Annotated in this window: 19 protein-coding genes; 14 read left to right on the plus strand and 5 right to left on the minus strand. The window is 64.6% G+C overall.

Features of this window, described 5'->3' with window-relative positions:
- Positions 1-30: 30 nt before the first annotated feature.
- The 4 genes from JHD64_RS13875 to JHD64_RS13890 form a co-directional block, all read right to left on the minus strand.
- On the minus strand, positions 31-726 hold the full coding sequence (locus tag JHD64_RS13875; RefSeq protein ID WP_059286122.1) for a MarC family protein: 696 nt from the start codon (positions 724-726) through the stop codon (positions 31-33).
- Positions 727-1285: 559 nt separating this feature from the next.
- Positions 1286-2644 (minus strand): MFS transporter, encoded by a 1359-nt coding sequence (locus tag JHD64_RS13880; RefSeq protein WP_110313094.1) that lies wholly within the window; start codon positions 2642-2644, stop codon positions 1286-1288.
- A gap of 53 nt (positions 2645-2697) precedes the next feature.
- Entirely contained in the window at positions 2698-4161 is a 1464-nt protein-coding gene (locus JHD64_RS13885; RefSeq protein ID WP_199053573.1) for a 2-hydroxymuconic semialdehyde dehydrogenase, read from the minus strand.
- Between the two features lie 120 nt (positions 4162-4281).
- Complete coding sequence (locus JHD64_RS13890; protein WP_059287467.1) at positions 4282-5259, minus strand: LysR substrate-binding domain-containing protein; 978 nt, start codon at positions 5257-5259, stop codon at positions 4282-4284.
- A 170-nt stretch (positions 5260-5429) separates the two neighbouring features.
- Between JHD64_RS13890 and JHD64_RS13895 the strand changes: the two genes are divergently transcribed.
- From JHD64_RS13895 to JHD64_RS13950, 12 genes are all read left to right on the plus strand, one after another.
- Positions 5430-6242, plus strand: coding sequence for a 2-keto-4-pentenoate hydratase (locus JHD64_RS13895; RefSeq protein WP_199053574.1), 813 nt, complete (start codon positions 5430-5432; stop codon positions 6240-6242).
- Positions 6239-7174 carry an acetaldehyde dehydrogenase (acetylating) gene (locus JHD64_RS13900; RefSeq protein WP_199053575.1) on the plus strand — a complete coding sequence of 312 codons (936 nt, stop codon included), beginning with the start codon at positions 6239-6241 and terminating at the stop codon, positions 7172-7174. The genes JHD64_RS13895 and JHD64_RS13900 overlap by 4 nt, the downstream gene beginning before the upstream one ends.
- An 11-nt stretch (positions 7175-7185) precedes the next feature.
- The gene (gene dmpG, locus JHD64_RS13905) at positions 7186-8205 is read left to right on the plus strand and encodes a 4-hydroxy-2-oxovalerate aldolase (RefSeq protein WP_059286650.1); all 1020 of its coding nucleotides are present in this window, start codon (positions 7186-7188) and stop codon (positions 8203-8205) included.
- Positions 8202-8978 (plus strand): 2-keto-4-pentenoate hydratase, encoded by a 777-nt coding sequence (locus JHD64_RS13910; protein ID WP_199053576.1) that lies wholly within the window; start codon positions 8202-8204, stop codon positions 8976-8978. Before dmpG ends, JHD64_RS13910 begins: the two co-directional genes overlap by 4 nt.
- Positions 8975-9391 carry a RidA family protein gene (locus JHD64_RS13915; RefSeq protein WP_059286651.1) on the plus strand — a complete coding sequence of 139 codons (417 nt, stop codon included), beginning with the start codon at positions 8975-8977 and terminating at the stop codon, positions 9389-9391. Before JHD64_RS13910 ends, JHD64_RS13915 begins: the two co-directional genes overlap by 4 nt.
- A gap of 35 nt (positions 9392-9426) precedes the next feature.
- On the plus strand, positions 9427-9990 hold the full coding sequence (nbaC, locus tag JHD64_RS13920; protein ID WP_059286652.1) for a 3-hydroxyanthranilate 3,4-dioxygenase: 564 nt from the start codon (positions 9427-9429) through the stop codon (positions 9988-9990).
- 12 nt (positions 9991-10002) lie between these two features.
- Positions 10003-10989: an amidohydrolase family protein gene (locus JHD64_RS13925; protein ID WP_199053577.1), complete on the plus strand. Its 987-nt coding sequence runs from the start codon at positions 10003-10005 to the stop codon at positions 10987-10989.
- Positions 10990-11098: 109 nt separating this feature from the next.
- On the plus strand, positions 11099-11965 hold the full coding sequence (locus JHD64_RS13930; RefSeq protein WP_199053578.1) for an alpha/beta hydrolase: 867 nt from the start codon (positions 11099-11101) through the stop codon (positions 11963-11965).
- 146 nt (positions 11966-12111) lie between these two features.
- Positions 12112-12729 (plus strand): 3'-5' exonuclease, encoded by a 618-nt coding sequence (locus JHD64_RS13935; protein WP_199053579.1) that lies wholly within the window; start codon positions 12112-12114, stop codon positions 12727-12729.
- On the plus strand, positions 12726-13382 hold the full coding sequence (locus tag JHD64_RS13940; protein WP_059286656.1) for a Crp/Fnr family transcriptional regulator: 657 nt from the start codon (positions 12726-12728) through the stop codon (positions 13380-13382). Before JHD64_RS13935 ends, JHD64_RS13940 begins: the two co-directional genes overlap by 4 nt.
- A gap of 128 nt (positions 13383-13510) precedes the next feature.
- Positions 13511-13699 (plus strand): DUF2892 domain-containing protein, encoded by a 189-nt coding sequence (locus JHD64_RS13945; protein WP_199053580.1) that lies wholly within the window; start codon positions 13511-13513, stop codon positions 13697-13699.
- A 248-nt stretch (positions 13700-13947) separates the two neighbouring features.
- Entirely contained in the window at positions 13948-15726 is a 1779-nt protein-coding gene (locus JHD64_RS13950; protein WP_199053582.1) for an ABC transporter transmembrane domain-containing protein, read from the plus strand.
- Here the strand turns inward: JHD64_RS13950 and JHD64_RS13955 are convergent.
- Positions 15712-17022, minus strand: coding sequence for a D-serine ammonia-lyase (locus tag JHD64_RS13955; RefSeq protein WP_199053584.1), 1311 nt, complete (start codon positions 17020-17022; stop codon positions 15712-15714). The two genes, JHD64_RS13950 and JHD64_RS13955, sit on opposite strands and share 15 nt — an antisense overlap.
- A gap of 103 nt (positions 17023-17125) precedes the next feature.
- On the opposite strand from JHD64_RS13955, the gene JHD64_RS13960 reads away from it, so the two are divergent.
- Both JHD64_RS13960 and JHD64_RS13965 read left to right on the plus strand, forming a co-directional pair.
- Positions 17126-18058: a LysR family transcriptional regulator gene (locus tag JHD64_RS13960; protein WP_199053586.1), complete on the plus strand. Its 933-nt coding sequence runs from the start codon at positions 17126-17128 to the stop codon at positions 18056-18058.
- A gap of 80 nt (positions 18059-18138) precedes the next feature.
- Entirely contained in the window at positions 18139-18963 is an 825-nt protein-coding gene (locus JHD64_RS13965) for a nuclear transport factor 2 family protein (RefSeq protein WP_199053588.1), read from the plus strand.
- The last annotated feature ends 2 nt before the right edge of the window (positions 18964-18965 follow it).

Consider the following 18965-nt stretch of genomic DNA (forward strand, 5'->3'; position numbering starts at 1 on the left):
ACCCTGAGGGACAGGGCGGCCACGGGAATGTCAGGCAGCGGGGCCGAGCAACTGGTGCAGACCGCCCCAGGCGATTTGCAGGCCGACGGCAAACACCAGAAAGGACATGAAGCGGTTGATCATGTTTTCGCTGGAAGGACCCAGGCGGGCCACCAGATTGCTGGCATTCAGATAGGTCAGGTAAATCAGTACGCTCATGCCCAGCATGCCCAGCGCCAGGCCGGTGACACTGAGGGCGTAATTGACAGTGCTCTCGTTGTAGCCATGCACGCTGAGGGTGAGCAGCACCGACACCGTGCCCGGCCCCACGGTCAGCGGAAAGGAAATCGGGTAGAACAAGTCGTTTTCCACATCATTTGCCGGCATATGCTCTCCGGCTGCGGCAGCGGTGGCGTTTTCCGCCGGCTTGTCTGTGGTTTTGGTATTGCTCAGCGATTCCCAGCCCATTTTGCAGATCATGATGCCGCCAGCCAGTTTGACCACCGGAATGGACAAGCCGAATATCACCAGCACCCAGCGGCCAAGCGCCAGTGCCAATAAGCCGATCAATAATGAATACCATGCCACTTTGGCAATGGCGGCCCGCCGCCGCTCCACCGGCAACTGGCGGAAATAGGGATTCACAATGAATGCCGTGCCTAAGGGATCGACCACCGGAAACAGGGTGACAAAACCGACAAAAGCGGCATGCAGGACAATATTGAAATCACTAATGAAAATATTCATGGTAGTCCCGTTGGCTGAAAACGGCTGAATTCAAGGTAAAGGAATAATTGACCTCGTTAATTGAACAAGCGCGCTGGCTGATTCAAAAAGACCATTGAATATCAATGGTGCCATGCTTTGTTATTCCCCCTGCGCTAATCGTGGATATCGGCTCGATGTCAAATGGTTCATTTGAATGAGAAGGGTCTGGATGATGTGCAGCTGACGCTAACATGGGGTAAATACGGCAGCAAGATCGTGAATGAAGCAGGGGTTTGATTTGGCTATTTTTCGGAAATTTCCCAGCCAATAAGCGCGGCTAACAAAACCGCGCAGAGAAGCCGGGCCAAGGCGCGCCGACGCAGACAGTACCAATCAGTAGGGCAAGGAGGCGCAAGGCAGGAGCGGGGGGTGAGCGGGTCCAGGGGGGCTGGCACAGCGGCCTGTCTGCCGGGAAGGGGTCAAGGCCGCAAGCGCCATCCGCGGCGGCGGCAGGCGGTTGAAGTCGCCGGTATCCGCTGCTGCCCGGCCGGGGCCGGCTGCCCGGACCTGCCGGCGTTATCGGCCGGGCTGGCTGGCTTTACACGGTGCGGGTTTCCAGCGGCCGCTGGCGTTGATACAGCACATACTTCAGCAACAGGGCCATGCAGACCAGGGCGGCCGGGATCAGCAGCGCGGTAAAAATCTGCCCCGGTGCGATGTGCTGGCGTAGCAGCTCGGCACCCAGCAAGACACCGCTGATGGCACCAAAGCGCCCCACCCCCAGCATGCTGCCCACGCCGGTGGCACGGCAATGGGTGGGGTAAAAGCCGGCGGCCATCGACGACAGGGCCGACTGACCGCCACCCGAGGCAAAGCCCATGCAGAACACCAGGCTGCCCAACAGCCAGCTCTGCTCGCCATGGCCGACGGCATTGCCCACCGCCCAGGCCAGCAGGCCGGCGGCCAGATAGGTGCCAGCCAGGATTTTATTGGACTCCCAGCGGCCCATGGCCCAACCCACCACAATCGAACCCACGCCGCCGCCAATGGGAAACAGCGCACTGATCACCGAAAACTGCTGCAGGCTCAGCCCGGCTTCCTTCAGCAGCAAGGGCATCCAGTTCACCCCCATGTAGTAGACCAGCATGCTCATGAAGCAGCACAGCCACAGCAGCAGCGTCCCCGCCGCCAGCGGGCGGCTCAGCACCTCGCGCAGGCTGCTGCTGTTTTGTGCGCCTGCCGCCTGTTCGCCCAGGCTGAAGGACTGTGCCTGCAACAAGGCGGGGCTATGGACAATGCGCAGCAGAATGCGGCGGATGACTTCCGGGCTGGCCTGTCTGGCCACCAGATAGCGTACCGATTCCGGCATGCGCCACCACAGCAAGAGACAGAGCAGCAGCGGCACCGCCCCGCCCAGCAGCATCAGCGATTGCCAGCCATACAGCGGAATCAGCCAGCCGGCACACAGGCCGCCGGCACCGGCACCCAGCGGGAAACCGCACAACATGGCGCTGACCAGCATGGCGCGTTGCCGGGTGGGGGCGTATTCGGACAGCAGGGTAATGGTATTGGGCAGGGCGGCACCCAGGCCGATGCCGGTAAGCAAACGGTATACGGTGAGGGTGTTCAGACCGTCGGCCCAGGCGGTGACCAGACTGCCCAGGCCAAACAGCAGCACCGACCACAGCAGCGCCGGCTTGCGTCCCAGCCGGTCGGCCAGCGGCCCGGCCAGCAAGGCACCGATGGCCAGGCCAAACAGCGCGGCGCTCAGCGCCTGGCCCAGCTGGGGCTTGCTCAGCCCCCATTGCTCCATCAGCGAAGGCACGATATAGGCCACGGCGGCCAGATCGTAGCCATCCAGAAACATCACCAGAAAGCACAGCAACAGAATCAGCCATTGATAGCGGCTAAAACCGGCCTCGTCGATCAAGGCCTCTACATTCAGGGGGGTAGGCATGGCATGAACTCCTGACCGGACGGCGACGCCGTCCGGTGCAATGGGGATGGCGATTACAGCTTGATGCAGACGTTGCTGATGTCGGAGTAGAAGTCCAGCGAGTAGCGTCCGCCTTCGCGTCCCATGCCGGACAGTTTGCTGCCGCCAAACGGCGTGCGCAGATCACGGGCATACCAGGTGTTCACCCACACGATGCCGGTATGGATGCGCCGGGCCAGCCGGTGCGCACGGTCCAGCCGGGTGGTCCACAGCGCGCAGGCCAGGCCATAGGGGCTGTCATTGACCCGTTGCAGCACTTCGTCCTCGTGGTCAAACGGCGCGATATGGCAGACCGGGCCGAAGACTTCTTCGCGCACGCAGCGGGCGTTATCGGACAGGCCGGTCCAGATGGTGGGGCGCACATAAGCCCCCTGGTCGCGCGCATCGCCAAAGTGCGGCACCTCGCCGCCGGTCACTACCCGTGCGCCTTCCTCGCGCGCCAGGGCAAAGTAGGACAGCACCTTTTCGCGGTGCTTGTGCGAGACCAGCGGCCCCAGATCGACGTTTTCCTCTTGCGGATAACCGATCTGCAAGGCCTCGGCACGCTGTTTCAGCGCCGCCACGAAGCGGTCGAAAATCGGCCGTTCCACATACACCCGTTCCGAGCACAGGCACACCTGCCCGGTATTGAAGAAGGAGGAACGTGCCACGCCGGCCACGGCGGCGTCGAAATCGGCATCGGCAAACACCACGGCGGCGTTCTTGCCACCCAGCTCGAACGACACCTCTTTCACGCCATCGGCCACCGCCTTCATGATGGCGCTGCCGGTGCGTGATTCGCCGGTAAAGGACACGGCGCTGATCTGCGGCTGGCGGGTGAGGAATTCACCGGCCGAGCCCGGCCCGAAACCGTGCACCAGGTTGAAGACGCCGGGGGGAATGCCCACCTCGTCCATCACCCGTGCCAGCAGGGTGGCGGAGGACGGGGTTTCTTCCGAGGGCTTGCACACCACGGTATTGCCCATGGCCAGCGCCGGGCCCAGCTTCCAGGTCAGCAGCAGCAGCGGCAGGTTCCATGGCGAAATCACCGCCACCACGCCCAGCGGCTTGCGCACGGTGTAGTTGAACAGCACGCCGCCATCGGCCTGCGGGGTTTCGCAGCTTTCGCTCACCGCGGTGGCGGCCAGGTCGGCAAAGGTGCGGAAATTGGCAATGGCGCGCGGCACATCCAGCGTGCGTGCCAGATGGACCGGGCGGCCGGTGTCGGCCACTTCGGCGGCGACAAATTCCTCAAAGCGCGCCTCGATGCCATCGGCCACCTTGTGCAGCAAGGCAGAACGCGCGGGCTGGCTCAGGCGGCCCCATTCGCCATGCAGCGCGGCCTCGGCCGCCTGAGCGGCGGCGGCGACCTGCTCGGCACTGGCCTCGGACACCTGACAGATCAGCTGGCCATTGACCGGACTGATATTGTCGAACCGGGCAGTGCCCTCGACAAATTTCCCATTGATATACAGCGGCAGCAAAGCGGTACTGGACATGACTCTCTCCTCCATTCAGCAAAACGCGCCACGCAGCAGGCAATGGCGAACGAAGGCGAGTGTAGGAAGGGGCTTGCCAGCATTGAAAATGAATAAAACGGGTTTTGCTATGCCCTAATTTTATAGGGGGCGGTCTTGCTGCATGGTCTGGCCCACTTGCTTGAGGCAGTCGATCAAGTGGCGTGCCGCCGGAGTGAGCGCCTTGTCATTGCGGACCGAATAACCCACGGCGGTCAGCGGGCCCACTTCTCCCAGCGGCAGGATCGCCAGCAGCCCGGCGCTGGCAAAACGGTGTGCGGCCAGCAAGGGCATCAGCCCCAGGCAGTCCGATTCCACCAGCAAATTGACATTGGTCAGCAAGGACAGCGATTCCAGCAGATTGTCCGGCATGGGCAGGCCGGCGTCGGCAAAGAACTGTTCCGCCACCCGCCGTGCCGGCGAGTCCGGCGGCGGCACGATCCACGGCCAGTGTTGCAGTGCGTCCAGTTTCAGGTTTGTGGCTGCCAGCAGCGGGTGCCGGCTGCCCGCCACGATGCACAGGCTGTTGCGGTACAAGGGCTGATGGCGCAAGGGCAGCTTGCGGGTATAGACATCGTCGCCATCCGGCAGCCGCCCCACCACCAGATCCAGCTCGCCGGTGGCCAGTGCCGGAAACAGATAGTCCTGCGGACCTTCGCGCACCGTCACCAGCAGGCGCGGGGTGCGCTCCTTCAGCATCAGGATGGCGCGTGGCAGCAGGCTGGCGCTGGCAGAAATCTGCGTGCCCACCACCACATGGCCACTGATGCCGCCCTTGAAGGTATTCAGTTCATCGGTGAGATAGCGCAGCTCGGCAATCACCGATTTCACCCTTTCCCCCAGCAGTACACCGTATTCGGTGGGCGAGACCCCGCGGTTGCTGCGCTGGAACAGCACGGTGTCCAGTTGCAGTTCCAGCTCGCGAATGGCCTTGGTGACCGCCGGCTGGGTCAGGTTCAGTTCACGGGCGGCGCGGGCAATGGACTGGCAGCGCAGCACCCGGTCGAATACCAGCAGCGGCCGCAGCTTCAGGCGGTTGAGCACCATATCGTTGATGGAAAAGGGCGGGCGTTCATCCATGACATTGGCTCCGGCAGGCAAGGGATGGCCCTGACTATTGCATAACTTTATGGCATAGCAGAAGCCGGATTATTCATTTTTGCCGTGGTGCAAGGGCTCATAGACTGGTCTGCGTTTCCATTGCCGCCGGGCATGGCTGTTGCCAGCCCGCCGGAGTTCAGGAGAAAGCCATGAGCCACCCCACCCCATCCGACCTGCACGCCGCCGCCCTGCAACTGCGCAGCGCGGCGGCCAGCGCTCAGCCCTGCCCGCCGCTGCGCAGCGTGCTGGGCGAGCACAACATCGATGCCGCCTACGCGGTGCAAACCCTCAATATCCAGTACGCACTGGAGCAGGGCCGGCGGCTGGTCGGCAGCAAGATCGGCCTGACTTCCCATGCCGTGCAGCAGCAGCTGGGTGTGACCCAGCCGGATTTCGGCCACCTGTTTGCCGACATGGCCATAGCCGATGGCGAAGAAATCGACAGCCGGCGCCTGCTGCAACCCAAGGTCGAAGCCGAAATCGCCCTGGTACTGGGGCGCGACCTGCCGCATGCAAAGCACACGCTGGCCGACCTGATCAGCGCGGTGGACTACCTGCTGCCGGCCATCGAGGTGGTGGACAGCCGCATTGCCGGCTGGGACATCCGCATCAGCGACACCATTGCCGACAACGCCTCCTCCGGCCTGTTTGTGCTGGGTAACCGCCCGGTGCTGCTGCGCGATGTCGACCTGACCGGCTGCGGCATGGTGCTGGAAAGCCAGGGCGAACCACTCAGCGTGGGTGGTGGAGCCGCCTGCCTGGGCAATCCACTGCTGGCGGCGCTCTGGCTGGCCGACACCCTGGCGCAGCGCGGCCACCCGCTCAGGGCCGGCGACATCGTGCTGAGCGGGGCCTTGGGTCCCATGGTGCCGGTGCGTGCCGGCGATGTATTCACCGCCCGTATTCAGGGTCTGGGGCAGGTCTCTGCCCGTTTTGCCCCACAGCAAGGAGCTCACCAATGAGCAAGTCGCGTATCAAGGCCGCCATCATCGGTTCCGGCAATATCGGCAGCGATCTGATGATCAAGCTGCTGCGTCATGGCCAGCATGTCGAGCTGGCCGCCATGGTCGGCATCGACGCCGCCTCGGATGGTCTGGCCCGTGCCAGACGGCTGGGGCTGGCCACCACCCACCAGGGCCTGGACGGCCTGCTGGCGCTGCCGGAATTTGCCGACATCAGGATCGTGTTCGATGCCACCTCGGCCGGCGCGCATGTCCAGCACAACCGCGTGCTGCAACAGCACGGCGTGCGGGTGATCGACCTTACCCCGGCGGCCATCGGCCCCTATGTGGTGCCGGTGGTCAATCTGGAAGCGCATCTGGATGCGGCCAATATCAATATGGTCACCTGCGGCGGCCAGGCCACCATTCCCATGGTGGCGGCGGTCAACAGCGTCACCCCGGTGCTGTACGGCGAAATCGTCGCCTCGATTGCCAGCAAATCCGCGGGCCCCGGCACCCGTGCCAATATCGACGAATTCACCGAAACCACCTCGCAGGCCATTGTCAGCGTGGGCGGTGCACGTCAGGGCAAGGCCATCATCATTCTCAATCCGGCCGAACCGCCGCTGATGATGCGCGACACCGTGTTCTGCCTGACCGGCCCGGCCGACCGTGCCGCCATTGCCGCCGCAGTGGCGCAGATGGCGGAAAAGGTGCAGGCCTATGTGCCGGGTTACCGCCTGAAGCAGGCAGTGCAATTCGAAGACATCCCCGCGGCCGATGCCGCCGCCTATCCCGGCCTGGGCGCGCAAGGCGGGCTCAAGGTGTCCATCTTCATCGAAGTGGAAGGCGCCGCCCACTATCTGCCCGCCTATGCCGGCAACCTGGACATCATGACGTCAGCCGCCATGGCCTGTGGTGAACGCCTGGCCGCCCGACTGCTGCAAGCCTGAGGAAACCCGCCATGAACAAACTGTATATCTCCGACGTGACCCTGCGCGATGGATCGCATGCGGTGCGTCACCGCTATTCGCTGGAGCAGGTGCGCGCCATTGCCAGCGCCCTGGACCGCGCCGGGGTGGATTCCATCGAGGTCGCCCATGGCGACGGGCTGGAAGGCTCCAGCTTCAACTACGGCTTTGGCGCGCACAGCGATGTGGCGTGGATTGCCGCTGCCGCCGAATCGGTCAGCCACAGCAAGATTGCCACCCTGCTGTTGCCCGGCATTGCCACCGTGCATGCGCTGCGCAATGCCTACGATGCCGGGGCCAGCGTGGTGCGTATTGCCACCCACTGTACCGAGGCCGACATCGCCAAACAGCATATCCAGTACGCCCGTGAGCTGGGCATGGACACCGTGGGCTTTCTGATGATGTCGCACATGTGCAGCCCGCAGCAGCTGGCGGCCCAGGCCAAGCTGATGGAAAGCTACGGTGCCACCTGCATTTACGTGGTGGATTCCGGCGGGGCCTTGCTGATGCAGGATGTGCGCGACCGCTTCCGTGCGCTGCGCGATGTGCTGGACCCGGCCACCGCCACCGGCATTCATGCCCATCACAACCTGTCGCTGGGCGTGGCCAATTCCATCGTGGCGGTGGAAGAAGGCTGCCAGCGCATCGATGCCTCGCTGGCCGGACAAGGCGCCGGGGCGGGCAATGCGCCGCTGGAAGTGTTTATTGCCGCCGCCGAACGGCTGGGCTGGAACCACGGCTGCGACCTGATCCGCCTGATGGACGCGGCGGACGACATCGTGCGCCCCACCCAGGACCGCCCGGTGCGGGTGGACCGCGAAACGCTGGCGCTGGGCTATGCCGGGGTGTACTCCAGCTTCTTGCGCCACGCGGAAAAAGCGGCAGAACAATACGGGCTGAAGACACTGGACATTCTGCTGGAAGTCGGTCGTCGCCGCATGGTGGGCGGGCAGGAGGACATGATTGTCGATGTGGCGCTGGATTTGCTGAAGCAACAGGAGGTGCGCGCATGAACACGCTGATTCAGGAAATGGCCACCCAGCTGGATATCGCCACCCGGTGCCACGAAGCCACCCCGCAACTGAGTGCGCAGCAGCCGTTTGATCTGGCGACGGCCTATCGCATCCAGCAGGCCGGCATCAGCCTGCGCCAGCAACGCGGCGAGCGCGTGGTCGGCCTGAAACTGGGCTTTACCAGCCGCGCCAAGATGCAGCAAATGGGCGTGGACGCGCTGATCTGGGGCGAACTGACCGATGCCATGCAGATTGCCGACGGCGGCAGGCTGGACCTGTCCAAACTGATCCACCCGCGGGTGGAGCCGGAAATCGCCTTCATCACCGCCTGCGACATCGACCGGCCGCTGTCGCTGGCCGAAGCCGGGCTGGCGCTGGCTGGTGTGGCGCCGGCGCTGGAAATCATCGACTCGCGCTATCGCGACTTCCGCTTCAGCCTGCAAGACGTGGTGGCCGACAACTGCTCCTCCGCCCGCTATGTGCTTGGCCCGCTGTGCGCGCCGGACAGCGCGCTGGACAATCTGGGCGTGGTACTGCGCTTTGATGGCCGCCCGGTGCAGATCGGCAGCAGTGCCGCCATTCTGGGCCAGCCGCTGCGCGCACTGGTGGAGATTTCCCGCCTGCTGCATCAGGAAGAGCGCGTGCTGCCTGCCGGTTCGCTGATTCTGGCCGGAGCCGCCACCGCCGCCGAGGCACTGCGCCCCGGCCTGCATGTCAGTGTCGAGGTGGCCGGGCTGGGCTGCTGCGCCTTCAACACGGGAGAGCAGCCATGAACACCCAGGCTACCGTGGTCAGCGGCAAGGCCACACCGCGCGGCCGCTTTCCCCACCTGAAACGCGCCGGCGACCTGCTGTTTGTCTCCGGCACCAGCTCGCGCCTGCCCGACAACAGCATTGCCGGGGCCAAGGCCGACGCCATGGGCGCCACCCAGCTGGACATTGCGGTGCAAACCCGCTGCGTGATCGAAAACATCCGCGACATCCTGGCCACGGCGAATGCCAGTCTGGCTGATGTGGTGGAGATCTGCGCCTATCTGGTGGATATGAACGATTTTGCCGCTTACAACGCGGTTTATGCCGAGTATTTCGACGAAAGCGGACCCACCCGCACCACGGTGGCGGTGCATCAGCTGCCGCATCCGCATTTGCGTATCGAAATCAAGGCCATTGCCTACAAGCCGCAATAGACGGCAGCAGGCTTTACTGTGTGGAGGAGAAACTCATGCAATTGCAATATGGTTTGCCGCTCAACCTGCTGGACTGGGCCGAAGACAACAAGGGCGAACTCAAGCCGCCCGTATGCAATGCGGCCATCTGGCCGGATGGTGACTACATCATCAATATGGTGGGCGGGCCCAATACCCGTACCGATTTTCACGACAACCCGACCGAAGAAATCTTCTACCAGATCAAGGGCAATGCCTACCTGAACATCTGGGACCGTGGCCGCTTCGAGCGGATTGATCTGCGCGAGGGCGATGTGTTCCTGCTGCCCGCCCATGTCATCCACTCGCCGCAGCGCCCCGAGCCCGGCCTGTGCTTCCTGGTGGAACGGCCACGCCCCCTTGGCGCGCATGACAGCCTGCACTGGTATTGCCCGGTATGTGCCGGCGAAATCTGGCATATCTCCAAGCAACTGGAGAGCCTGGTGGATGATTTGCCCAAGGCCTATCAGGCGTTTTACGCCATTGGCGAGGAAGGTCGGCGTTGCAAGCATTGCGGCACGGTACATCCGGGCAAGGACTACGCCGCCTGGCATGCACTGCACCTGCGTGCGCAACACTAGAAAAGACGCATCATGATAGACATTCACTCGCATTTCTTTCCACGCATCAGCCAGGCCGAGGCGGCCCGGCTCGACCCGCAGCGCGCGCCCTGGCTGCACACGGCCGGGCGCGAAGGGCAGATCATGCTGGGCGAGCGGCCGTTCCGCCCGGTATACGATGCCCTGTGGGATGGCGCGCGCCGGCTGGAATTCCTGGAGCGGCAGGGCATCGACATCCAGATCATGTGTGCCACCCCGGTGATGTTTGCCTACCACGCGCCCATCGAGCGCGCCCTGCCCTGGGCGCAGCTGATGAATGACCGGGCGCTGGAGATGGCCGCCATTGCCCCGCAGCGGCTGAAGGTGCTGGCCCAGGTGCCGCTGCAGGATATCGACGCCGCCTGCCGCGAAGCCAGCCGCGCCCGCGACTGCGGCCATGTCGGGGTGCAGATCGGCAACCATGTCGGCGCGCTCGATCTGGATAACGCTGGCCTGCTGGTGTTCCTGGCGCACTGCGCAGCGGAAGGCATCCCGGTGCTGGTGCATCCCTGGGACATGATGGGCGGCGAAGAGCGCATGAAAAAATGGATGCTGCCCTGGCTGGTGGCCATGCCGGCGGAAACCCAGCTGGCCATCCTGTCGCTCATCCTGTCCGGCGCCTTCGAGCGCCTGCCGCGCAGCCTGAAAATCTGCTTTGCCCATGGCGGGGGCAGTTTTGCCTATCTGCTGGGGCGGGTGGACAACGCCTGGGAACAGCGCGACATCGTGCGTGAAGACTGCCCCAACAAGCCCTCCAGCTATGTCGACCGTTTTTATGTCGATTCCGCCATTTTCGATCCGGCTGCGTTGCGCTTGCTGGTGGGCACCATGGGCAGCGAACGGGTGATGCTGGGCTCGGACTCGCCCTTCCCGCTGGGTGAGCAAGAGGTGGGTTCGCTGATCCGCCATGCCGGGCTGGCCCCGGTGCAGCAGCAACAACTGCTGAGTGCCAATGCCCGCCAGTTCTTCAATCTGGCCTGAGCAGGCCAATCCGGCAGGCAGGGAACGGGCCATACCGCCACCCGGCGACAGCCTGTCCCTGCCTTTCGTAGACTTGAGCTCCCTTGACACAACAGCGTGGATACCAGAGATGCGTATTGACCTGACTTTTCCCGACCTGGCCAGCCGAGCCGTGCAATACAATGCGCGCGCTTCGGTGGCGGATTTTGACGCCTGCATGGAGGAATATGCGGTATTGGCCATAGAGGCCAAGGCCCGTGTAGCCGGCCTGTATGATTTGCCTTATGGCATGGCTGCGGCCGAGCGGCTGGATGTGTTTCCCGCCTGCCAGCAGCCCGCGCCGCTGTTTGTGTTCATCCATGGCGGCTACTGGCATTCGCAGCGCAAGGAAGAAGCCTGTGGCATGGCCCCGGCCTTGCACCAGCATGGTGTGGCGCTGGCCACGGTGGAATACACCCTGCTGCCGCAGGCCACCCTGGCCGAAGTGGTGCGCGAAGTGCGCAGCGCCATTGCCTGGTTGTACCGGCATGCCGCGCAATACGGCATTGATCCGCAACGCATTTATGTCGGCGGCAGCTCGGCCGGCGCCCATCTGGTGGGCATGTTGTATGCCCAGGACTGGCAGCAGGATTACGGCCTGCCGCCAGACGTGATCAAGGGTGCGCTGGCGCTGAGCGGCCTGTATGACATCCGTCCGCTGTGCGACATCTATGTCAATGACTGGCTGCGGCTGTATCCGGACCAGGCGGCCCGCCTCAGCCCGCTGCTGTGCCTGCCACCGGCGCCGCAGGCAGGCAAGCTGCGCTTGAGCGTGGGCGGCAAGGAGACCGACGGCTTTCGCCACCAGACCCTGGCTTACCATCATGCCGCTCTGGAGCTGGGGCTGGATGTGCGGCTGATCGAGGATAGCGGCAACAATCACTTCAGCTTGGTCAATGAGCTGTCCAAGCCGGATAGCAGGCTTTTCCGTCAGTTGCTGGAGATGATCGGCGCATAAAGGCCAGGCCGGTCCGCGGCGCATGGCCGCCGCGCCGGCCGGGCCAGCAGCAACAAGCGGGGTGAAAAGCGGCAGCGCTTTCCGTATCATGCGGATTTGCTGCCGCTTTGTGCAGGGGCGGCGCAAACCCTCTTGCAAGGCCACCCATGTCCCTCACCCGGCAAATCCCCCGCGAAGAAATCAAGACCATGCCGCTGTTTCCGGCGCTCACCCCAGACCAGGTCTGCATGCTGGACAGCCCGCAGGCGCTGGCCGCCGCGCTGCCCGACCTGCTGGCAGCACCGCTGCTGGGGTTTGATACCGAATCCAAGCCCACCTTCCGCAAGGGCGAGGAATCGGACGGCCCGCACCTGATCCAGCTGGCGGACAGCCAGTGCGCCTGGCTGGTGCCGGTGGTGAAGGGCGTGTTGCCGGAGGAAATCAAAACCTTGCTCGCCGACCCGGCGCATCCGCTGGTGGGTTTCGATCTGGTATCCGACCGCGCCCTGCTGAAAAGCCGGCTGGGCGTGGAGTGCGGCGGCTTGATCGACCTGGGTAATCTGCTGCCCTCGGACGATGCCCGCATTACCGTGGGCGCGGTGCAGGCGGTGGCTCGCCTGTTTGGCCAGTACTTCCGCAAATCGAAAAAACTGTCCACCACCAACTGGTCGCGCCTGCCGCTAAGCCCGGCGCAGCAAGCCTATGCCGGCAACGACGCCTGGGTGGCACTGCGGGTGTATCAGGAACTGCAAGCGCGTGGCCTCTTGCCGGAAACGGCAGCATGAACGACTGGACGCGCGCCTTTGCCGCACTGGCCGGGCTGGACGACGCCAGCCGCGCCCAGCTGCTGGCGCACAGCCAGACCATGCAGGCCGCGGCTGGCACCGTGCTGTTCCGCGAGGGCAGCCCCTGTCAGGCTTATCTGTTTTTGCAGCAGGGGCAGATCCGGGTGCAGAAAGTGGGCGAAAACGGCCGCGAAATCACCCTGTACCGGGTGGAAGACGGACAGACCTGCATTGTCACCACCGCCTGCCTGATGAGCGGCACCGACTACGATGCCGAAGGCGTGGCCGAAACCGCCATCCAGGCCCAGGCACTGCCGATTCCGGCCTTCCGCCAGTTGTTGGCCAGCTCGGCGGCCTTTCGCGATTTCGTGTTCCGCGCCTATGGCAGCCGCATTGCCGACCTGCTGTTGCTGATCGAAGAAGTCAGCTTTGGCCGCATCGACCAGCGCCTGGCCGCCTGTCTGCTGCAGCGTGCCCGTGGCCAGTCGGCGCTCAAGCTGACGCACCAGGAAGTGGCGGCCGAGCTGGGCAGCGCGCGCGAAGTGATCAGCCGCCAGCTCAAGGAATTCGAACGCCGCGGCTGGATACGCCTTGGCCGTGGCCAGCTGCAGCTGCTGGATGCCGGCGCCCTGCAGCAACTTGCCGGCAAGTAAGCTGTGGTTTTTATCGCCGTTTTGCCCCTGCTGGCCGCGCTGTGTGACCTAGTCACTGACGCGGGCGGTGCCACGGCCTAGCCTCTCCTCATCGCCATCCCGCATGGCCCTGAACCGAGGAGAACAGCATGTCCCCCAATGTAGGCGGTATCGACCGCACCCTGCGCATCGTCATTGGCATCGCCCTGATCATCGCCACCATGGCCGGCCTGCTGCCGGTGTGGGGCTGGATCGGCATCGTGCCGCTGGCCACCGGGCTGATCCGCTGGTGTCCGGCCTATCTGCCCTTTGGCATCAAGACCTGCAAGCTGAAATAGGCGCGGCTGGCAAAATCCCTGCTGCTGCGTTGCGCCTCCTTGCCGTACTCTTTGTACTGTCTGCGTCGGCGCGCCTTGCCCCAGGGGCGCTGCGCTATTTTGCCCGCCGCGCACATGCATGTGGGCATGCTTGCAAAACCCTGCTGCTGCGTTGTGCTGTTTTCTCAGCGGCAGGTACTAACCTGCCCGAATGGCCGTAGCCGGTAGCATGGTGTAGCCTGACAGCCTTGTTTTCATCCGGTCTGCCCATGTCTGCCACACCACCTGCCCGTCCCCTGTTGCAACGCATCAGCCCCTTGCTGGGGCTGCTGCCCTTTCTGCGTCCTTATCGCCGCCGTGCCTGGCTGGCGCTGCTGGCACTCACCGTGGCCGCCGTGTCCACGCTGGTGTTGCCCATGGCCTTTCGCGTGCTGATCGACCAGGGCTTTTCCAGCCGCAATGCCGGTCATATCAACCAGTATTTCCTCATGCTGTTTGGCGTGGCGGTGGTGCTGGCGCTGGCCACCGCCGGGCGCTTTTACCTGGTGTCCTGGCTGGGTGAGCGGGTAACGGCCGATGTGCGCAGCGCGGTGTACCGCCACGTCATCAGCATGAGTCCGCAGTATTTCGAAACCACCCAGACCGGCGAAGTGCTGTCGCGCCTCACCACCGACACCACGCTGGTGCAGACGGTGATCGGCACCAGCCTGTCCATGGGCCTGCGCAATGTGCTGTTGATGCTGGGCGGGCTGGTGATGCTGGCCATGACCAGCCCCAGCCTCACCGGCTACATTCTGGTGACGCTATTGCTGGTGGTGCTGCCCATCGTGCTGTTTGGCCGCCGCGTGCGGGCGCTGTCCAAATCCAGCCAGGACCGTATTGCCGATTCCAGCGCCATGGCCGGTGAAGTGCTCAATGCCATTCCCACCGTGCAAGCCTTCAACCAGCAGGCGGCAGAGGCCAAACGCTTTGTCGGCTCGGTGGAACTGAGCTTTGCCACCGCGCTGGCGCGTATCCGCGCCCGTTCGCTGCTGACGGTGGCGGTGATCATGCTGATCTTCGGCGCCATCGTGTTTGTGCTGTGGCTGGGCGCGCAGCAAGTGCTGGCCGGGCAGATGAGCGGCGGCCTGCTGGCGCAGTTCATCCTGTATGCGGTGGTCACCGCCGGGGCGATTGGTGCCGTGGCCGAGGTATGGGGCGATGTGCAACGCGCCGCCGGGGCCACCGAGCGGCTGATGGAGCTGCTGCAACTGGCCTCGCCGGTAACCGAACCCACCCACCCGCATGCCTTGCCGGTAGCCGGGCGCTTGCGCTTGCAGCAGGTCAGCTTTGCCTACCCCTCGCGGCCGGAGCAATCCTCGCTCAGCCACATCGACCTGGAGCTGGCCCCCGGCGAACATGTGGCGCTGGTCGGCCCCTCCGGTGCCGGCAAGTCCACGCTGTTCCAGCTATTGCTGCGCTTTTACGACCCGCAACAGGGGCAGATTAGCCTGGGCGGCATCGACATCCGCCAACTGGCGCTGGCCGACTTGCGCCAGCACATTGGCGTGGTGCTGCAGGATTCGGTGATTTTTGGCAGCAGTGCGCTGGAAAACATCCGCTATGGCCGGCCGGATGCCACGGATGAAGAAGTCTATGCCGCCGCCCGTGCTGCCGCCGCCCACGATTTCATCCAGGCCCTGCCGCAAGGCTATGCCACTTATCTGGGCGAGCGCGGCGTACGGCTGTCCGGTGGCCAGCGCCAGCGTATTGCCATTGCCCGCGCCATCCTGAAAAACCCGCCCATCCTGCTGCTGGACGAAGCCACCAGCGCGCTGGATGCCGAATCCGAACAGCTGGTGCAGCAGGCACTGGAACGTGCCGCCGCCAATCGCACCACGCTGGTGATTGCCCACCGCCTGGCCACGGTGAAAGAAGCCGACCGCATCGTGGTACTGGAAGGCGGGCGCATTGTGGCGCAGGGGCGGCATGAGGAACTGCTGCACAGCTCACCGCTGTATGCGCGCTTGGCCGCGCTGCAGTTTGCCGCTGGTTCAGCCCTGCAATAACAGGCCGCGCTGGCGGAAGCGCTGGTGTTCCTCGGCCGGCACCAGCGCGCCGCCGGTAGTCCAGATCAGGTGATGGCTGTCTGCCAGCTGCCCTTGCAGGCCGTGTGCCGCCAGATAAGCCTGCCCGGCCGGGCTATTGCACAGCCAGTGCGGCCCGGCCACCGCCGCGGCCGCCGAGGGTTCCACGGCCATGCCGCAGTGGTCTTCCACCAGCAGGCGCTGGCGGAACAAATCATCATCGCCAACGGTAAACACCCCGCTCAATTCTGCCCGCATCAAGGGCGCCACCAAGGGCGAAGCCAGGCCCACCGCCAGCCCATCGGCCTCGGTGCGGTTATCCAGGCCGATGTCGTACACCGAGAGCGGGGCGTCGCCGCCGCTGGCCAGCTGCACCAGCATGCAGGGCGAGGCCACCGGTTCGGCAAAAAAACAATGCACATGCGGGCCGAACAATAGCTTCAAGCCGTGGGCGATACCACCCGGCGCACCGCCCACACCGCAGGGCAGGTAGACAAACAGCGGGTGGGCCGCATCCACCACTGCACCCCGCGCCGCCAGTTGTGCCGCCAGCGGTGCGGCGGCTGCGGCATAACCCAGCAACAGCGGCAGCGAGTGCTCGTCATCAACAAAATAACTGTTGGGGTCGGCCTCGGCAGTGGCACGGCCCGCCGCCACGGCGGCAGCGTAGTCACCGGCATGTTCCACCACGGTGACGCCGCGCTGGCGCAGCCGCGTCTTCTTCCATTCCTTGGCCTCCACCGACATATGCACCACCGCCTGAAAGCCCAGCGCTGCCGCCATGATGCCAATGCTCAGGCCCAGATTGCCGGTGCTGCCCACCACCACGCTGTGGCGGGCAAACAGGGCGCGGGCATCCGGACTGGCCAGCAGGCGGCGGTCGTCCTCCGGCTGTATTACGCCGTGCTGCAAGGCCAGCGTCTCGGCATGGGCCAGCACCTCGTGAAAACCGCCACGCGCCTTGATCGAACCGGCCACCGGCAGTGCATGGTCGCCCTTCAGCCAGCACCGGCCTTGCACCCCGTGGTATGGCGGCTGGGCATACAAGGCGCTGGCATCGTGCAAGGCGGATTCGATCTGCCCCTGGGTGGCGGCCAGCTCGGGAAACAGCATGGCCAGCAGGCCGGCACAGCGTTGCAAGCGCGCCGCAGCCGCCTGGACCTGTTGCGCCGTGGGGGCACTGGCAGGCAGGGCGCTGCCCAATTGCGGGTTCAGCCATAGCAGGGGCTGGTGTGCTTGCAGTGTGGCTAATAGTGCGGGTGGCAGCGGCGCAGACATGGGACAGGCTCCAGTGGTATCAACTGCCTGTCATTCTAGGGCTGTATTCCTGACCGTAAAAAGCGATACTTGCTGCTGTAACCATTAGCCGGACTTATGCAAAATGCTGGATGCCTCCATTCTGGCCAGCCTGCGCTGCTTTGACGTGGCGGCCCGTCTGCTCAGCTTTACTGCTGCCGCCCAGCAGCTGCACCTGACCCAGAGTGCGGTCAGCCAGCAGATGCGCCAGCTGGAGCAGCGGCTGGGCTACCCGCTGTTTGTGCGCCAGCACCGCCGCCTGCAACTCACCGCCCAGGGGCAGGCGCTATACCGCAGCGTCAGCACCGCCTTGCAAGACATCGACAGCACCTTGCAACAGCTGGCGCGGCAGGACAGCGTATTGCACATCAGCTGTGCGCCATCCTTTGCCCTGGACTGGCTGATGCCGCGCCTGAGCGCCTTCCAGCAGCAATACCCGGCCATCCCGGTGCGCCTGCGCGCGGAATTCCAGCGCATGAACCGGCAGGACATGCTGGCAGCCGGGGTGGATGTCAGCATCCGCTACGACCCGGACGAGATGGCCGATTTGCCCGGTATTCCCTTGCTGGATGAAGTGCTGCTGCCGGTGGCCAGCCCGGCTTTGCTGGCGGCCCAGCCGGCACTGGCGACAGCAAACAGTCTGACGCGCCTGCATGACAGCGCGGCCTGGGACGGCGCGCCGCCATTTGCCGAGTGGGACTGCTGGCAGCAAGGTGCGGCAGCGGAATTCCGCTTTGCCCCCGGAGCGTGGCAGGAGCGGGAATACAATCTGGCCAGCCTGTCGCTGGCCGCCGCCTGTCAGGGCCAGGGCGTGGCCATGGCACGCGCCGCCCAGGTGCTGGAACTGCTGCAGCAAGGCCGCTTGCAACAGGTGTACCCCGCCACGGTGGCGGCACCGGCGCGCTATGTGCTGCGCAGCCTGCGGCCGGAGGACCGCCGCGTGCAGCTGTTCTGCCAGTGGTTGCAGCAGCAATGCCAGCAGTTTGTCCGCCAGCGCCAGCAACTGCTGGGGGTGTGAAAGGGAGGGCAGGGCAAAACACTGGCCCGCCACCGCGCTTTGCACTACATTGATTTTCCCTGTTTTTACCGCCAGCCATCATGCACCAGCCCCCGACACCGGACTGCCAGGGTTTTCTGCCCGCCACCCACCAGGTGGTGCTGCGCTATCACCAGGCGTGGCAACAGCGCCGGCTGGACGACATTCTGGCCTTGTACCACCCGGACATCGCCTATCACGACTTCCTGCAAAACCGCGTGTTTCATCTGGCCGAGCTGCGCGACTATGTGCAAGCCTCGCTGCCGCAGGGCGCGGCCGAGCGGCTGGAGCACTGCGACCGCATCCGCGTCGATGGTGACACCGCCTTCATCCAGTACCAGCTGGTGCTGCGTGGCGGCCAGGCTTCGTTTCAGAGCAGCGAAGCCATTACCGTGCGCGACGGCCTGATCTGGCAGGTGCGCGAATATGCCACCCTGCAACGCGGCCCGGCGGCAACGTCCGCCGCGGCCGCCGTGGCCAGCCCGCTGCAAAAGCTGGGCCTGTCGGCGCGCCAGCTGGGGCGCATGGCGGAAGACCTGCACAGCTATTTCCGCCAGCAGCAGCCGTATTTGCAGGCCGACTGCACTCTGGCCGCGGTGGCCGCCGCCACCGGCTACAGCCGCAACCAGCTGTCCTACCTGCTGAATCAGGTGCTGGGGCAAAGCTTTTACCGCTACGTCAATCAGGCGCGGCTGCAGCATGTGCTGGATAAGCTGCCCACCAGCGGCAATGTGCGTGTGGACGAACTGGCCTTTGCCGCCGGCTTCAATTCGCTGTCGGTGTTCTACCGCTGTTTTCGCGACCATACCGGGCTGACCCCCGCCGCCTGGTTGCGGCGTTTTCCGTGCGGGTCCGCGCAGACGACCAGCCCGCCGCCGCCGGATTAAGC

The sequence above is a fragment of the Aquitalea sp. ASV15 genome (assembly GCF_016429115.1).
Taxonomy (GTDB): Bacteria; Pseudomonadota; Gammaproteobacteria; order Burkholderiales; family Chromobacteriaceae; genus Aquitalea; species Aquitalea magnusonii.

What these genes read in the sequence shown, in the direction of transcription:
- JHD64_RS13895 (WP_199053574.1), top strand. Translation starts at nt 5,430, where the DNA reads ATGAGCCACCCCACCCCATCCGACCTGCACGCCGCCGCCCTGCAACTG.
- JHD64_RS13880 (WP_110313094.1), bottom strand. Translation starts at nt 2,644, where the DNA reads ATGCCTACCCCCCTGAATGTAGAGGCCTTGATCGACGAGGCCGGTTTT.
- JHD64_RS13930 (WP_199053578.1), top strand. Translation starts at nt 11,099, where the DNA reads ATGCGTATTGACCTGACTTTTCCCGACCTGGCCAGCCGAGCCGTGCAA.
- JHD64_RS13935 (WP_199053579.1), top strand. Translation starts at nt 12,112, where the DNA reads ATGTCCCTCACCCGGCAAATCCCCCGCGAAGAAATCAAGACCATGCCG.
- JHD64_RS13940 (WP_059286656.1), top strand. Translation starts at nt 12,726, where the DNA reads ATGAACGACTGGACGCGCGCCTTTGCCGCACTGGCCGGGCTGGACGAC.
- JHD64_RS13965 (WP_199053588.1), top strand. Translation starts at nt 18,139, where the DNA reads ATGCACCAGCCCCCGACACCGGACTGCCAGGGTTTTCTGCCCGCCACC.
- nbaC (WP_059286652.1), top strand. Translation starts at nt 9,427, where the DNA reads ATGCAATTGCAATATGGTTTGCCGCTCAACCTGCTGGACTGGGCCGAA.
- JHD64_RS13945 (WP_199053580.1), top strand. Translation starts at nt 13,511, where the DNA reads ATGTCCCCCAATGTAGGCGGTATCGACCGCACCCTGCGCATCGTCATT.
- JHD64_RS13885 (WP_199053573.1), bottom strand. Translation starts at nt 4,161, where the DNA reads ATGTCCAGTACCGCTTTGCTGCCGCTGTATATCAATGGGAAATTTGTC.
- JHD64_RS13960 (WP_199053586.1), top strand. Translation starts at nt 17,126, where the DNA reads ATGCTGGATGCCTCCATTCTGGCCAGCCTGCGCTGCTTTGACGTGGCG.
- JHD64_RS13950 (WP_199053582.1), top strand. Translation starts at nt 13,948, where the DNA reads ATGTCTGCCACACCACCTGCCCGTCCCCTGTTGCAACGCATCAGCCCC.
- JHD64_RS13915 (WP_059286651.1), top strand. Translation starts at nt 8,975, where the DNA reads ATGAACACCCAGGCTACCGTGGTCAGCGGCAAGGCCACACCGCGCGGC.
- JHD64_RS13875 (WP_059286122.1), bottom strand. Translation starts at nt 726, where the DNA reads ATGAATATTTTCATTAGTGATTTCAATATTGTCCTGCATGCCGCTTTT.
- JHD64_RS13890 (WP_059287467.1), bottom strand. Translation starts at nt 5,259, where the DNA reads ATGGATGAACGCCCGCCCTTTTCCATCAACGATATGGTGCTCAACCGC.
- JHD64_RS13925 (WP_199053577.1), top strand. Translation starts at nt 10,003, where the DNA reads ATGATAGACATTCACTCGCATTTCTTTCCACGCATCAGCCAGGCCGAG.
- JHD64_RS13910 (WP_199053576.1), top strand. Translation starts at nt 8,202, where the DNA reads ATGAACACGCTGATTCAGGAAATGGCCACCCAGCTGGATATCGCCACC.
- JHD64_RS13900 (WP_199053575.1), top strand. Translation starts at nt 6,239, where the DNA reads ATGAGCAAGTCGCGTATCAAGGCCGCCATCATCGGTTCCGGCAATATC.
- JHD64_RS13955 (WP_199053584.1), bottom strand. Translation starts at nt 17,022, where the DNA reads ATGTCTGCGCCGCTGCCACCCGCACTATTAGCCACACTGCAAGCACAC.
- dmpG (WP_059286650.1), top strand. Translation starts at nt 7,186, where the DNA reads ATGAACAAACTGTATATCTCCGACGTGACCCTGCGCGATGGATCGCAT.